Annotated in this window: 19 protein-coding genes and 2 tRNA genes; 17 read left to right on the top strand and 4 right to left on the bottom strand. The window is 71.0% G+C overall.

From position 1 onward, the window contains the following. Positions 1-8: 8 nt before the first annotated feature. The 8 genes from P5P86_RS18290 (at position 9) to P5P86_RS18255 (ending at position 4,889) form a co-directional block, all read left to right on the top strand. On the top strand, positions 9-1,196 hold the full coding sequence (locus P5P86_RS18290; protein WP_280608877.1) for a saccharopine dehydrogenase family protein: 1,188 nt from the start codon (positions 9-11) through the stop codon (positions 1,194-1,196). Positions 1,197-1,368: 172 nt separating this feature from the next. Continuing rightward, positions 1,369-1,563, top strand: coding sequence for a DUF3099 domain-containing protein (locus P5P86_RS18285; RefSeq protein WP_280608876.1), 195 nt, complete (start codon positions 1,369-1,371; stop codon positions 1,561-1,563). 20 nt (positions 1,564-1,583) lie between these two features. Next, the gene (locus P5P86_RS18280) at positions 1,584-2,576 is read left to right on the top strand and encodes a TIGR03557 family F420-dependent LLM class oxidoreductase (RefSeq protein WP_280608875.1); all 993 of its coding nucleotides are present in this window, start codon (positions 1,584-1,586) and stop codon (positions 2,574-2,576) included. Then, positions 2,573-2,725: a hypothetical protein gene (locus tag P5P86_RS18275; protein ID WP_280608874.1), complete on the top strand. Its 153-nt coding sequence runs from the start codon at positions 2,573-2,575 to the stop codon at positions 2,723-2,725. The genes P5P86_RS18280 and P5P86_RS18275 overlap by 4 nt, the downstream gene beginning before the upstream one ends. A gap of 1 nt (position 2,726) precedes the next feature. Beyond that, a complete protein-coding gene (locus P5P86_RS18270; RefSeq protein WP_280608873.1) occupies positions 2,727-2,984 on the top strand; it encodes a DUF7218 family protein in 258 nt (85 codons plus the stop codon). 85 nt (positions 2,985-3,069) lie between these two features. Then, positions 3,070-3,145, top strand: a tRNA-Arg gene (locus P5P86_RS18265). 137 nt (positions 3,146-3,282) lie between these two features. Next, on the top strand, positions 3,283-4,650 hold the full coding sequence (locus tag P5P86_RS18260) for an LCP family protein (RefSeq protein WP_280608872.1): 1,368 nt from the start codon (positions 3,283-3,285) through the stop codon (positions 4,648-4,650). Then, positions 4,647-4,889 carry a hypothetical protein gene (locus P5P86_RS18255; protein ID WP_280608871.1) on the top strand — a complete coding sequence of 81 codons (243 nt, stop codon included), beginning with the start codon at positions 4,647-4,649 and terminating at the stop codon, positions 4,887-4,889. Before P5P86_RS18260 ends, P5P86_RS18255 begins: the two co-directional genes overlap by 4 nt. Before the next feature lie 29 nt (positions 4,890-4,918). On the opposite strand, the gene P5P86_RS18250 is transcribed toward P5P86_RS18255, so the two are convergent. The 4 genes from P5P86_RS18250 to P5P86_RS18235 form a co-directional block, all read right to left on the bottom strand. Continuing rightward, a complete protein-coding gene (locus tag P5P86_RS18250; RefSeq protein ID WP_280608870.1) occupies positions 4,919-5,278 on the bottom strand; it encodes an MscL family protein in 360 nt (119 codons plus the stop codon). Positions 5,279-5,339: 61 nt separating this feature from the next. Continuing rightward, complete coding sequence (locus P5P86_RS18245) at positions 5,340-6,008, bottom strand: SAF domain-containing protein (protein WP_280608869.1); 669 nt, start codon at positions 6,006-6,008, stop codon at positions 5,340-5,342. An 88-nt stretch (positions 6,009-6,096) separates the two neighbouring features. After that, positions 6,097-6,369, bottom strand: a complete 273-nt coding sequence (locus P5P86_RS18240) for an FmdB family zinc ribbon protein (protein WP_280608868.1) — start codon at positions 6,367-6,369, stop codon at positions 6,097-6,099. A gap of 38 nt (positions 6,370-6,407) precedes the next feature. Then, positions 6,408-7,034 carry a 5-formyltetrahydrofolate cyclo-ligase gene (locus P5P86_RS18235; protein ID WP_280608867.1) on the bottom strand — a complete coding sequence of 209 codons (627 nt, stop codon included), beginning with the start codon at positions 7,032-7,034 and terminating at the stop codon, positions 6,408-6,410. A 23-nt stretch (positions 7,035-7,057) separates the two neighbouring features. Between P5P86_RS18235 and P5P86_RS18230 the strand changes: the two genes are divergently transcribed. From P5P86_RS18230 to P5P86_RS18190, 9 genes are all read left to right on the top strand, one after another. Beyond that, positions 7,058-8,452 (top strand): UTP--glucose-1-phosphate uridylyltransferase, encoded by a 1,395-nt coding sequence (locus P5P86_RS18230; RefSeq protein ID WP_280608866.1) that lies wholly within the window; start codon positions 7,058-7,060, stop codon positions 8,450-8,452. A gap of 25 nt (positions 8,453-8,477) precedes the next feature. Next, positions 8,478-9,725 carry a molybdotransferase-like divisome protein Glp gene (gene glp / locus P5P86_RS18225; RefSeq protein ID WP_280608865.1) on the top strand — a complete coding sequence of 416 codons (1,248 nt, stop codon included), beginning with the start codon at positions 8,478-8,480 and terminating at the stop codon, positions 9,723-9,725. Further along, a complete protein-coding gene (gene moaC, locus P5P86_RS18220; RefSeq protein WP_280608864.1) occupies positions 9,725-10,213 on the top strand; it encodes a cyclic pyranopterin monophosphate synthase MoaC in 489 nt (162 codons plus the stop codon). Before glp ends, moaC begins: the two co-directional genes overlap by 1 nt. Then, positions 10,210-10,713: a MogA/MoaB family molybdenum cofactor biosynthesis protein gene (locus P5P86_RS18215; RefSeq protein ID WP_280608863.1), complete on the top strand. Its 504-nt coding sequence runs from the start codon at positions 10,210-10,212 to the stop codon at positions 10,711-10,713. Before moaC ends, P5P86_RS18215 begins: the two co-directional genes overlap by 4 nt. Beyond that, positions 10,713-11,351 carry a GNAT family N-acetyltransferase gene (locus P5P86_RS18210; protein ID WP_280608862.1) on the top strand — a complete coding sequence of 213 codons (639 nt, stop codon included), beginning with the start codon at positions 10,713-10,715 and terminating at the stop codon, positions 11,349-11,351. The genes P5P86_RS18215 and P5P86_RS18210 overlap by 1 nt, the downstream gene beginning before the upstream one ends. Positions 11,352-11,435: 84 nt before the next feature. After that, positions 11,436-12,272 (top strand): divisome protein SepX/GlpR, encoded by an 837-nt coding sequence (gene sepX, locus P5P86_RS18205; RefSeq protein WP_280608861.1) that lies wholly within the window; start codon positions 11,436-11,438, stop codon positions 12,270-12,272. Positions 12,273-12,339: 67 nt separating this feature from the next. Continuing rightward, positions 12,340-12,415: transfer RNA gene (locus P5P86_RS18200), tRNA-Ala, on the top strand. 260 nt (positions 12,416-12,675) lie between these two features. Next, entirely contained in the window at positions 12,676-12,969 is a 294-nt protein-coding gene (locus P5P86_RS18195; protein ID WP_280608860.1) for a hypothetical protein, read from the top strand. Between the two features lie 185 nt (positions 12,970-13,154). Next, positions 13,155-13,724 (top strand): hypothetical protein, encoded by a 570-nt coding sequence (locus P5P86_RS18190; RefSeq protein ID WP_280608859.1) that lies wholly within the window; start codon positions 13,155-13,157, stop codon positions 13,722-13,724. Positions 13,725-13,759: the final 35 nt, after the last annotated feature.

Below are 13,759 nucleotides of genomic sequence, written 5' to 3'. Positions count from 1 at the left end.
GTGGGGCCATGACTGCGGCGCGTGACCTCGACCTGGTGCTCCTGGGAGCCACCGGCTTCACCGGCTCGCTGACGGCCTCCTATCTCGCAGAGGCCGTCTCCTCAGACGGTGGCCCACACGGCCTGCGTTGGGGACTGGCCGGCCGGGATCTCACCAAATTGGGGGAGGTCCGCGACCGGTTGGTGCAACGGTGGGGTCAGGCCGTCGCGGGCGTCGAGCTGCTGCAGGCCGACGTCGGCGACCAGGCCGGCCTGGATGCCATGGCCGCCCGCACCCGGGTGGTCATCACCACCGTCGGGCCCTACCTGGAGTACGGCGAGCCGGTCGTCCGGGCCTGCGCCGAGGCGGGGACCGACTACGTGGACCTGACCGGCGAGCCGGAGTTCGTCGACGAGATGTACGTGCGCTACCACGCGGTGGCCCAGCGCACCGGCGCCCGGATCGTGCACGCCTGCGGCTTCGACTCCATCCCGCACGACCTCGGCGCCCTCTTCGCCGTGCGGCATCTCGATGCCAGCGGGCCGGTGCGGATGCGCGGCGTGGTGCGGGCCAGCGGCATGCTGTCCGGCGGCACCTTCCACTCCGCGCTGGGCCAGTTCAGCCGCGCCCGGCAGATGCGCGCCGCCGCCGAGGCGCGCAAGCGAGCGGAGCCGCGGCCCGAGGGACGCCGTTCCCGAGCGGTGGCGGGCCGGCCACACCGCGACCCGGACCTGGGCTACTGGCTGGTGCCGCTGCCCACCATCGATCCGGCGATCGTGGCGCGGACGGGTCGAGCGCTGCCCGCCTACGGCCCCGACTTCAGCTACTCCCACTACGCCGGCACCAAGACGCTGCGCTACGCCGTCGGGGGTGCCGCCGGCCTGCTCGGTCTGGTGGCCGCGGCGCAGCTCGGGCCGGTACGGCGCTGGCTGGGCGCCAGGATCCCCCCGGGGGCGGGGCCGGACGAGGCCCGGCGCGCCTCCTCGTGGTTCCGGGTGGACCTGATCGCCGAGGGCGACGGACGCAAGGTCCATGCGCGCGTCTCCGGGGGCGACCCCGGCTACGCCGAGACGGCGAAGATGCTGGCCGAGTCGGCGCTGTGCCTGGCGCTGGACGACAATCCGCCCAGCGCCGGATCGGTCACGACCGGCGTCGCGATGGGCGCCGCGTTGACGGACCGGCTGCAGCGGGCAGGAATCCGGTTCGAGATCCGGTGAGTCCTCGCTCGTGCGCGGGGGTCAGCGCGGTCGCCAGGCAGAGCCTGAGCTGCTGAGCGAAGCGGTGAATCACGCCGTCGTCTGTACCCGCTCCTACCCCGCGCATGCGCGGGCGCACGCCCGTGGGTCCGCGGAGGATGTCGGCCCCGCCGAGGCGGGTACCGGGAGCCGGATGAACGAGCCGAGCGCCCGCCGCAGACGGACGACGTACGTGGTCCTGATGGGCGCCTGCGTCGTCCTGGTGGTGCTCGCCTGGAACGTGGTCCGGCTGTGGTCGGTGCCGGCCGCCGTGGCGATGTCGGTGCTTGCCGCTCCGCTGCCGCCGCTCGCGGTGATCCTGGCCAACCGCGGGCGCATGGGGGGATGAGGCTCGGTTACCTCACCGTCATGACCGGCCCCACGATCGGATACTTCCTCTCCAGCGAGGAGTACGCGCCCGCCCAGCTTGTGGAGCAGGCCGCACTCGCGGAGGAGGCCGGCTTCGACGCCCTGTGGATCAGCGACCACTTCCATCCCTGGAACGACGAGCAGGGCCAGAGCGCCTTCGTCTGGTCGACGATCGGCGCGATCTCCCAGGTGTGCAAGCTGCCGGTCACCACGGCCGTGACGTGCCCGATCATGCGGCTCTCACCGGTGATCACCGCGCAGGCGGCGGCGACCTCGGCGGTGCTCCTCGACGGCCGGTTCCGGCTCGGGGTCGGCACCGGTGAGGCGCTCAACGAGCACGTGCACGGGCACTACTGGCCGGGCGCCGACGTACGCCGGGAGATGCTGGCGGAGTCGGTCGAGGTGATGCGCCGGTTGTGGAGCGGTGAGGTCGTCGATCATCGCGGCGAGCACTACACGGTCGACAACGCGCGGATCTACACGCTGCCGGAGCAACCGCCCGAGGTGTGGGTCTCCGGCTTCGGGCCCGCGGCGACGCGCCTGGCCGGTGAGATCGGGGACGGCTACATCACCACGTCCGCCGACACCGAGCTGCTCGGTCTGTTCCGGGAGACCTCGGGCGGGAAGCCGGCCGCGGCCGGCTTCAAGGCGGCCTTCGCGCCGACCGAGGAGGAGGGACTGGATCACGCCCACCGACTCTGGTCGACCTCGGGGCTGCCCGGTGAGCTGGCGCAGATCCTGCCGACCCCGCGGCACTTCGAGCAGGCCGCGCAGCTGGTGACCAAGGAGGCCACCCGGTCGAGCCTGGTCTGCGGGCCGGACATCGACCGGCACATCGAGTCCTTCGGGGAGTACGTCGACGCCGGCTTCGAGGAGATCTACGTGGCCGACATCGGCCCGCACTACAGCGAGATGATCAAGCGCTTCGGCGCCGAGGTGCTGCCCGCCGTACGCGAGCGCGCGGCCCGTCGAGAGGAGGTGAGCGCCCGATGAGCGGACTGTGGATCGTCGTCGTGATCTTCGTGATCTTCGCGATCGGTGCGGGTGCGGTCCAGGCGTTCGCCGCGCTGGCCGACCGGCGCCGCGCCCGCGAGGTGGCGAACGACGACTCGCGCATCGAACCCGACGACGGGAGGAAGTGACATGCCGAACCCGAGCATCAAGAACGAGAAGCTCTACGAGGACCTGCGGGAGGACGGCGCGTCGAAGGAGAAGGCCGCCCGGATCTCCAACGCCGTCGCGAAGCGCGGTAGCAAGGCCGTCGGTCACAAGGGCGGGACGTCGGCACCCTACGACGATTGGAAGGTCGCAGACCTGCGCAAGCGGGCCAAGGAGCTGGGGCTGCACGGCTACTCCTCGAAGAGGAAGTCGGAGCTGATCTCCGCGCTGCGCAACCACTGAGCCGGGTCGTCGGGCGCTCCCGCGCGAGCGCCGGCTTCAACCTCGGTACGTGGAGGTGGCAGGATGTGCGCGCCGATCACGGCACGCCCCAGTAGCTCAGTGGATAGAGCAGCCGCCTCCTAAGCGAAAGGTCGCCAGTTCGACTCTGGCCTGGGGCACCATCTCACCCGCCGACACGGCTCCTGCCGCGGGCGGTGCGTCGACATTTTTGGCTTCTCGGCACTCGCCCGCACACTTGGAGGTCGCACGTAGGGTCAACGGCGCCCCCGCGACCATCCGAGACGAGTGACGGTGATCAATGTCCGACGCAGAGCAGCTGGAACCCACGGCTGCCCCGGGCATCGCTCCCGACCCGGTCCGGGGTCGACCGGTCGCCCCTGACGCCACCCGGCCCGTCGCCCGTCGGCGGACCAGCATCGCCGGCAAGCGCCGTGCCAAGGCGCGCACCCGGCACACGGTGCTGAAGGTGCTCGTCTCGACGGTGGTGGCGCTGGCACTGGTCACCGGGCTGTCGGCGGCGTACCTCTACCGCCACCTCAACGGCAACCTGCACGTCTACGACGCCGGCAAGGACATCATCGGCGACCAGCCGACGGCGCTCGCGGTCGCCGGCCCGAAGAAGCCGCTCAACATCCTCGTGATGGGCTCGGACAGCCGGGACTGCTCGGGCTGCGACGTGGACGGGCTCACCAAGGGTGGTCAGCGCTCGGACACCACCATCCTGATCCACCTCTCGGCGGACCGGAAGCGGGCGTACGGCATCAGCATCCCGCGCGACTCGATCGTCGACCGGCCGGCCTGCAAGACCTCCTCCGGCTCGGTGAGTCCGGCCGCGACGGCGCAGATGTGGAACGCCGCCTTCTCCGTCGGCGGTCCGGCCTGCACCATCTCCCAGATCCAGAACCTGACCGGGATCAAGATCGACCACTTCGTCGTGGTCAACTTCGAGGGCTTCAAGTCCATGGTCGACGCGATCGGCGGGGTGAACGTCTGCATCCCGAACACCTGGGACGACCGCGCGCACGGCATCTACCTCAAGGCGGGCACCCGCAAGATCTCGGGCAATCAGGCCCTGCAGTACGTCCGCATCCGGCACGTCCCGGGCACTGACGGCACCGACCTGGGCCGGATCAAGCGCCAGCAGGCCTTCGTCGGCTCGATGGTCAACGCGGTGCTGTCGTCCAACACGCTGACCAACCCGGTCAAGGTGGTCAAGTTCCTCGATGCCGCGACCAAGTCCCTGACCGTCGACCCCGGCTTGAAGAACCTCTCGAAGATCGCCGGGCTGGCCACCGAGTTCAAGGGCATCGGGATGAACAAGATCAAGTTCGTCACGGTCCCGTGGGCCTACTCCACCGCCTACCCCGGCCGCGTCGTCTGGCGGCCCGAGGCGGCCCAGGTCTGGAACGCGATCAAGCACGACAAGCCGCTCTCGCGCTCGCTGACGGCGGGCTCCATCAACGTCAGCAACCTCCCCGGCACCGCCACCGCGTCTCCGACAGCGGGTGCCGGCAGCAGCGCGAGCACCTCTCCCAGCGCCAGTGCCTCGCCCAGCGCGAGCGACTCGCCAAGCGGCAGCGCCAGCGGATCCGGTACGCCGTCGGGTTCCTCGACCCGATCCGCGCAGGACACGGCCGCGCTGGAGCAGGCCGGACTCTGCACGTGAGCGAGGTCAGCCCGGGTGGGGAGTCCGACCCCCAGCCGACCGAGCAGCCGACCGAGCAGCCGACCGAGGAGCCGGCCGAGCAGCCGGCCGAGCCGGAGTGGGTGCGCCGGCGACGCCTGGCCGAGATCTTCGGCGACGTACTGCCCGAGACCACGCGCGACGAGCGGGAGGAGCGCGGCGCCCCGCCCAGCTCCGACGACTGGCTGAAGGCACAGGTGCCGCCCCACCACGGCGGGTGAGACGGCACCGGTGAGGGCCGGTCAGTCGGTCACTGCCGCGCGGCGAGCAGGTCGCGGATCTCGGCGAGCAGGGACTCGGTGGTAGCACCCTCGGCGGCGGGAGGCGTCGGGAAGAAGCGCTCCTTGGCCCTGGTGTAGGGCACCACGATGAAGAAGTAGACGACCGCCGCCAGGATCACGAACGAGATCAGGGCGGTGATGAAGGCGCCGACGTGCACGCCGTGCGGGGTGTAGCTGGAGAAGTTGGGTGTGCCGCCGGCCTTGCCGATCAGGTCCATGATCACCGCCACCAGCGACTTGACCACCGTGGCGAAGGCGCCGCCGATGATGAAGGCGACGGCGAGGGCCACCAGGTCGCCCTGCAACAGGAACTTCTTGAAGCCGCTCATCTCACATCTCTTTCGAATCGTCGGAGGAGGGGAGATCTCCCCGAGAGGAAGCGCCTCGACCCTAGTGGGGGTAGGCATAGGTGAGGAAGTCCCTCACCGCTGCCGACGTGACGCGGTCGACCTCGCTCTCGATGACTCCCACGACCACGAGACGGCCGCCGAGCGCGCTCGTGACGCCGGTCGAGGAGGTTTTCGCCGCTGTCCCGTCGTCCGCAGCCGGAAGGGCGAGGACGAGCGCATCCTCGGCGACGGTGGTGACGGCCACCGGCGCGTCGCTGCCCTGGGGATCGGTGGCGAGCAGCCGGATGCGATCACCCACCCGGAGCAGGGCGGCCATGCCGGCGTCGGGCAGCCGGATCGGCACCGCCACCAGGTCGGGGTGTCCCTGGGTCAGTGCGGGTCCGACCAGCCGGAGATCGGTGAGCGGCTCCCCGCGGTGCAGCGGGGTGGCCAGGATGCGCCCGGCGGCCCGGCGCACCGTCCCGGCGGGAATCGCGTCGGGCGGCACCGCCACGCTCGTCAGGTCCGCGGCGCTCAGCACCGCGCCCGCCGGCAGGTCGTGCCGGGCGACGATCAGCGCGGCCGTCGCGGGCGGCGAGGGGCGCGCGGCCTGCAGGCCGAGCACCACGGCGGTCAGGGCCAGGCCGCCGGCCAGCAGCCGGCGGTGGGTCAGCACACGGCGACGCAGCTGTCGTGTCGTGCGGCGGAGGGTCCCGAGAATGGAGGTCACGCCACGACGGTAGGACGATCCGCCGGACCGTGCGTCGCGTCATCCACAGGCCCGGGCACCCGCACGCGGCGCCCGGTGGACGAAGGACTCAGTCGCTGCTGGCGGGCGAGGCGGCAGCGGTCGAGGAGCCGCCCGATGAGCTGCCCGATGAGCTGCCCGACGGGCTCGCCGACGAGCCGCCGGAGGAGCGGCTGTCGGTCCGATAGAAGCCCGATCCCTTGAACACGACGCCCGCGGCGCTGAAGACCTTGCGCAGGCGGCCGCTGCACTCGGGGCAGACGGTGAGGGAGTCCTCGGAGAAGCTCTGGACCTGTTCGAAGGCGTGGCCGCACTCGGTGCAGGCGTACTGGTAGGTGGGCACGACTCTCCCGTTAGCACTCGACGGATACGACTGCCAGTTTACAGCGTCGGACGCAGCCGTGTGATTCCCGAGGGGGTGACCGCCGCCGTCACCGGCCGGTCGTGCGGCTCGACGGGTACGTCGAGGCCGACCTCGGTGTCGTAGAGCAGCACGCAGGTGAACGTCCCCCGCGGCACCCGGCCCAGCGCACGGTCGTAGGAGCCGCCGCCGCGACCCAGCCGGAAGCCGCGGCCGTCCACGGCCAGCCCCGGTACCAGGACGGCGTCGGCGCCCGCGATCGCTTCCACACCCAGCGGTGGTCCGTCGGGCTCGAGGATCCCGCGAGGCCCGCGCTGCAGCGAGCCGGGTCCGGCGTACGCGCTCCATTCGAGATCGTTGTCGGGCAGCACGCGTGGCAGCAGGATCCGTCGGCCCGATGTTTGGAGCGCGTCGATCAGGGGACCTGTACCTGGTTCGTTGCCGACGGAGACGTAGGCCGCCACGGTCGCCGACCGGCGGATCTCGGGAAGCGCGAGCAACTGGCCGGCCAGGCCTCGAGCGGCTTCGCCGATCTGGGTCAGGTCCAGCCGGTGACGTGCCGTGAGCAGCTGATCGCGTAGCGCGAGCTTCGCCCATCCGTTGTGGTGCGGGGGACCAGAACCAGGAGGAGTTTGTGGATCAGCCACACCGCCAGCCTACGATCGACCCCATGGGTAGCCCTGGCCTGGCCGCAGCGGTAGCGAAGATGCGGGACGCGGGCGTCGACGAGGTCGCCGTTCAGACGTTCGCGCACTACTACCGGCAGCTCGAGCGCGGTGAGACCGGGAAGATCCCCGAGGAGTCGATCGAGCCGGTCGACATGCCGGCCCTGGCCGATGCGGAGGTCTCCGAGGAGGACGCCGCCGCCGCGATCCGCACCACCGCCGTCATCAAGCTCAACGGCGGCCTCGGCACGTCCATGGGCATGGATCGGGCCAAGTCGCTGCTGTGCGTGCGTCGGGGCATGTCCTTCCTCGACATCATCGCGCGGCAGATCCTCCACCTGCGGCAGAGCTACGGCGCGCCGCTGCCGCTGATCCTGATGAACTCGTTCCGCACCTCGGCGGACACGCTCGACGCGCTGGCCCGCTACGAGGACCTGCCGGTCGAGGGTCTGCCGCTGGAGTTCCGGCAGAACATGGAGCCGCGGCTGCTCGCCGACGGTCTGGTTCCGGTGAGCTGGCCCAAGGACCCCGACCTGGAGTGGTGTCCGCCCGGGCACGGCGACATCTACACGGCGCTGCGGGGCACGGGCCTGCTGGACACGCTGCTGGAGCAGGGGTTCGAGCGGCTCTTCGTCTCCAACTCCGACAACCTCGGCGCGGTGCCCGACGCCCACGTCGCGGGCTGGTTCGCCTCCTCGGGGGCGCCGTTCGCGATCGAGGCGGTCCGGCGTACGGCCTCCGACCGCAAGGGCGGTCACTTCGCCCGCCGCAAGTCCGATGGCAGGATCGTCCTGCGCGAGACGGCCCAGACCCTGCCGGAGGACCAGAAGGCGCTGCAGGACCTGAGCCGGCACCGCTACTGCTCGACCAACAACATCTGGTTCGACCTGCGCGCGATGAAGGAGGCCCTCGACGCCCGCGACGGCATCCTGGGCCTACCGCTGATCCGCAACGAGAAGACGGTGGACCCCAGCGACCCGTCCACCGCCAAGGTGATCCAGGTCGAGACCGCGATGGGTTCGGCGATCGAGGTCTTCGAGGGCGCCCAGCTGATCGAGGTGGGCAGGGACCGCTTCATCCCGGTCAAGACCACCAACGACCTGCTCGTGCTGCGCTCGGACGTCTACGAGATCCGCGACGGCTTCACCCTGGAGCAGGTCGCGACCGACGTTCCGTTCGTCGACCTCGACGGCGACTACTACAAGGTGGTCAGCGAGTTCGAGAAGCGCTTCCCCGAGGGTGCGCCGTCGCTGACCAAGGCGAGCGCCCTGCGGGTCAAGGGCGACTGGACCTTCGGCCCGGCCGTGCAGATCCTCGGTGACGTCAGCCTGGAGACCGACGCCGCCCAGCGGATCGACGCCGGTGCGGTCTTCTCCGACGACGAGGTCGCGAAGGCCTGACCCGGCACCAGTAGGCTCTCGTCACATGTCGGAAGCCTCGCCCATCGTCCCGGTCAGCCCCGACGAGCACTGCCAGCGCATCCTCGAGGCGGTCGAGCCGATGGCCGCGTTCCCGCAGCCGCTGATGGACGCCCTCGGTCTGGCCTGTGCCGAGGACGTGCACGCGTCCGTCTCGCTGCCCGGCTTCGACAACTCGGCGATGGACGGTTACGCCGTGCGCTTCGACGACGTCGCCGACGCCAGCCCGGAGGGTCCGCTCCAACTGCCGGTCGTCGGCGAGATCGGCGCAGGCACCGCCAGGGTGCACGCGCTCGCACCCGGCACGGCGGTCAAGATCATGACCGGGGCACCGGTGCCGACGGGCGCCGACACGATCGTCCCCTACGAGGCGACCGACCGCGGCGTGGGCCAGGTCCTGATCAGCGAGGCGCCGCGCGAGGAGGGCCAGCACGTGCGCCGGGCCGGCGGGGACGTGGCCGAGGGTGACCTGGTCGTTGTCGAGGGCACCGTCCTCGACGCCCGGCACCTCGGCCTGCTCGCCGCCGTCGGACGGGCCACCGTGTCGGTCCGGCCGCGCCCGCGCGTGGTGGTCATCTCGACCGGTTCCGAGCTGCGCGAGCCCGGCCAGCCCCTCGGCCACGACTCGATCTACGACAGCAACTCCTACCTCCTCGCCGCCGCGGCCCGGGCGGCCGGCGCGATCGCGTTCCGGGTGGGGATCGTGCCCGACGAGCCGCACGCGTTCCGGACGGCCCTGCACGACCAGCTCGTGCGCGCGGACCTGGTGATCACCTCGGGCGGGGTCAGCCAGGGCGACTACGACGTGGTCAAGGAGGCCCTGACCCCCGACGGTGTGTGGTTCGGTCCGGTGAGCATGCAGCCGGGCAAGCCCCAGGGCTTCGGGCTGGTCGGCGAGGATCGGGTGCCGATCTTCTGCCTGCCGGGCAACCCGGTCTCCTCCTTCGTCTCCTTCGAGGTCTTCGTCCGACCGGCGCTGCGCCGCCTGATGGGATTCCAGCCCTACCGGCGGCCGCCGATCCGGGCACGCCTGTCCGTGCCGATGAGCTCTCCGGCCGGTCGTCGGCAGTACATGCGGGGCAGGTACGCCGACGGCGTGGTGACGCCGATCGGCAACCCGGCCTCGCACATGCTGGGGAGCCTCGCGGAGTCCAACTGCCTCCTGGTCGTACCCGAGGAGGTCACCGCCGTGCCGGCGGGTGCCGAGGTCGACGTGCTGCTGATCGAGCACGGCCACGAGAACGGGCTCGGCTGATGGCCGGCGACCGGCTGACCCACCTCGACGAGAGCGGGGCGGCCCGGATGGTCGACGTGACGGCCAAGGGAGTGACGGCGCGCGCGGCGACCGCCTCGGGCCGGGTGCTCGTCTCGCCGGAGGTGGTGCGGCTGCTGCGCGGGGAGGGCGTGCCGAAGGGAGACGCGCTGGCGGTGGCCAGGATCGCCGGCATCATGGGCGCCAAGCGCACCCCCGACCTGGTGCCGCTGTGCCACCCGTTGGCGCTGTCCGGCGTCGCGGTCGAGCTGGCGGTGGCCGACGACGCCGTGGAGATCAGCGCCACCGTGCGCACCGCTGACCGCACCGGCGTGGAGATGGAGGCGCTGACAGCGGTCTGCGTCGCCGCCCTGACGGTCGTCGACATGGTCAAGGCAGTGGACAAGGCGGCAGTGATCACCGACATCCGCGTCGAGGCCAAGAGCGGCGGGAAGTCGGGGGACTGGGTGCGCGAGGACGGCGCCCGGTGAGCGGCTCGGCCGAGCATCCGGCGGCCCGGCCCGGCGGGGGCGTCGTCGTGGCGTCGAACCGGGCGGCGGCGGGGGTCTACGAGGACTCCACCGGACCGTTGCTGGCCGACTTCCTCGACGAGCTCGGGTTCGCCGTGGGCGCGCCCGTCGTCGTACCGGACGGCGAGCCGGTGGGCACGGCGATCGCGGCGTTCGTCGCCGGCGGCGCGCGCGTGGTGCTCACGACCGGGGGCACCGGGCTCACGCCGACCGACCTCACCCCGGAGGCCACCAGGCCATTGCTCGACCGCGAGATCCCCGGCATCGCCGAGGCGATCCGCGCCGCGGGGATCGCCAAGGGCGTCCCGACGGCGATGCTCTCCCGCGGCCTCGCCGGCTTGGCCGGATCCTGCCTGGTGATCAACCTGCCCGGCTCCCGAGGCGGCGTGAAGGATGCCGTCGAGGTGTTGCGGCCGGTGATCGAGCACGCGGTCGAGCAGTCCCTCGGGAGCGATCACTGATGGCGCTCCAGGGTGCGGTCCGGCGAGCCGGCCGCGCCTGGCCGGCGACGCTGCGCACCCGGCTGGCCGACGGTGGGGAGCTGAAGGTGCGCGCCCTGTCCCGCCGCGACAGCCGCGCCTGGCACGAGTCCCGGCGACGCTCGGCGGCCTGGTTGCATCCCTGGGACGCGACGGTGCCCCCGGGCGGCGACGCCCGACCCACCACCTTCCCGGCCCTCGTACGGCGCCTGCACCGGGCCGCTCGCGCCGGGGCGACCTACCCCTTCGCCATCGAGGTGGACGGCAGGTTCGCCGGTCAGATCACCGTGAACAACATCGTGCGGGGCTCGGCGCAGTTCGCCTCGATCGGCTACTGGATCGATCGCGACCAGGCGGGTCGCGGAGCGGTGCCTCGTGCGGTGGCACTGGTGATCGACCACTGCTTCGAGGCGGCAGGCCTGCATCGCATCGAGATCTGCATCCGGCCGGAGAACTCCAACTCGCTGCGGGTGGTGGAGAAGCTCGGCATCCGCGAGATCGGCTACGCACCCCGGTTCCTGCACATCGACGGCGCCTGGCGCGACCATCGGATCTATGCCGTGACCGTCGAGGAGTGTCCCGAGGGCATGCTCCGTCGGCTGGAGGCGTCGGAGCACTGAAATCACAGAAGTCACAGGAGTGGTTTTGCGACACACCTGTAGACATCCGCCCCATGGTGCGCTAGCGCTCCTAACCTTCCAGATGTGACCGCTCTGATCTTCCTCGCCGTGGCCGTGGCGTGGGCCGCCTACCTCATCCCCAAGGCGCTCGAGCACCACGACGTGGGCCTGCGCAACCGGACGGTCTCGACGTTCTCCCACACCATGCGGGTGCTGGCGCGTCGCGAGCCGGCCACGGACCGTACGACGCGGCTGGTGCCCGGGACCTCGGCCGGCCCGGCCGCTGCCCCGGTCGCTGCCCCGGCGACGTCCGCGCCTGCGGCCCCGGCGGCCCCGGCGGCCCCGGCGGCCGTGCGGCAGCGGAAGCGGCGCGGTTCGGCGGCGGCTCGGCGCCGCAACGTCCTGGTCGTGCTGGTGCTGGCGAACGCGGCGGTCGCGGCGGCGGCCGGAGTCGGGCGGCTGTCCTGGCAGTGGCAGGCTGCTCCGGTCGCGCTGCTCGTAGCCTGGCTGGTCGCCTGCCGGCTGATGGTCCGCCGCGAGCGGTCCGGACGCCGCGCCGTGCCGGTGCGCCCGGCGGCTGCCAGCCGGACGGCTCCCGACGCTGCGGCTGTCGAAGCGGACGCTCCAGCGCCTGCCGCCGAGCCGGGCGAGTCCCCGGTCGTGGAGGGCGCCGTGCTCGACGACGAGACCAGTGACATCCCGGTGGTCGCCGCGGCGAGCTGGGACCCGGTCGACGTACCGCTGCCGACCTACGTCTCCAAGCCGCCCGCTGCCCGGCGTACGGTCCACACGATCGACCTGGACTCCACCGGCGTGTGGAGCTCGGGCCGCAGCGAGTCCGACAGCGCCTTGGCCCGCGAGGCCGACGCTGCCCGCCGCGACGCCGGCGGGCAGGGCGAGCGCCGCGCCACGGGCTCCTGATCCACCCTGATTTCCGGCCCCGCCCGGGCTGGTGCTAAGTTTCATCTCGCGTCGGCGACGACGCACTGGGGCTGTGGCGCAGTTGGTAGCGCGTCTCGTTCGCAATGAGAAGGCCAGGGGTTCGAATCCCCTCAGCTCCACCAGGCGGTCGTTACTGGAACCATGGGAACTAGCAACAGCCGCTAGGACGACATCAAGGCATGCAAGGCCGCTCTTCGGAGCGGCCTTGCTGCGTTCTCGGGCGTGGTGGACGAAGGTGCGCTCGGTGGCGTCCTCGGCTGCGTCGATACTGCCGGTGGTCTCCAGCGTGCGGTCGCCTGCTTCGAGGGCAAGGAGCTCAGCGAGGGGCTCGTTCATCTCGTATCCGGTGATCGTGTCGTTGTAGACGTAGATCCTTTTGAAGATGGCCTGGTTGAGCTACCTGAGCATCAACTACGTCCCCGGCTCGCAGTACGGCTACGACGACAGCGGCTACCAGGGCACCGTCAAGATCGTTCAGAGCAGCCGCGACCCCATCGCGACCACCACACCCTTCAACCAGAAGGGTGCCGTCGCCGTTGCCATTACTCCCGGCCAACCGTGGACGATCAACCTGTCGCAATCAGCAGGGGAGAGTGCGCTCGACTTCTACCTCAACGGCTACGCCATGTGCGACAGCTCCAAGCCACTGACCTGGCACGAACAGGACCTCTTCTGATGGCCACCAACCGACAACGACCGCGCATCGCGACGGTCGGTGTCCTGGTCGCTGGACTTGCAGCTCTCACTGCTTGCGGCTCGAGTTCAACCGCGGGCACCCCGGATGACGGGTACGTCAGCGTCTCGGCAACGGCGTCGACCACAGCGCCTGCTGTCGCGACTACAACGTCGGCTGCTGCACCGATGGAGCCGACGACCTACAGCTTCAGCTACTCGGCGCTGGGCACCACCCTGAACGGCACTTTGCAGCTCGCTGGCCCGATGCGCGCGAACGACCCGGCGCTGGCCAGCACATGGTCAAGCATCGTGCCGTCCGCACCATCCAGCGTCGGCTGCGGATCCGACAGCAGCGACGCCGTCGTGGTCGGCGGCGTCACCTTCGACGTCCCGACCTACGCCGGCGGCAACCTGGCCTTCTCCATCCAGAAGCCCCAGGTCGGTGAACTCCTCGACATGGAGATGGACTTCAGCAACCAACCCGTCTCCTACTGCGACGGGCCCCAGTCCTTCCCGATCAACCCCACCATCCAGGGCAGCACGTGGGGACCAGTCCCGATCGCCTTCACCATCCCCAAGGCCTACGGCTTTGACGGACTCAACCAGGCCATCTACAAACAGGCAGCCCGCGGCCTGTGGTTCCGGGAGCAGAGGGTGACCAACTACGCTCAGCTCACCTACGCCGCCGGCCAGAACATGACCAGCAAGGGCGTGCTGCCGGATACCCTGAGCTTCGACCTCCCCGGGGTCAACTGACACGGCGACGGTGAACAAGCCCGCTGTTGGGCGCT

Source organism: Nocardioides sp. BP30 (genome assembly GCF_029873215.1).
Taxonomy (GTDB): Bacteria; Actinomycetota; Actinomycetes; order Propionibacteriales; family Nocardioidaceae; genus Nocardioides.
The sequence above is the reverse complement of the archived record's forward strand: the minus strand, read 5'-3'. Positions and strand labels throughout refer to the sequence as shown.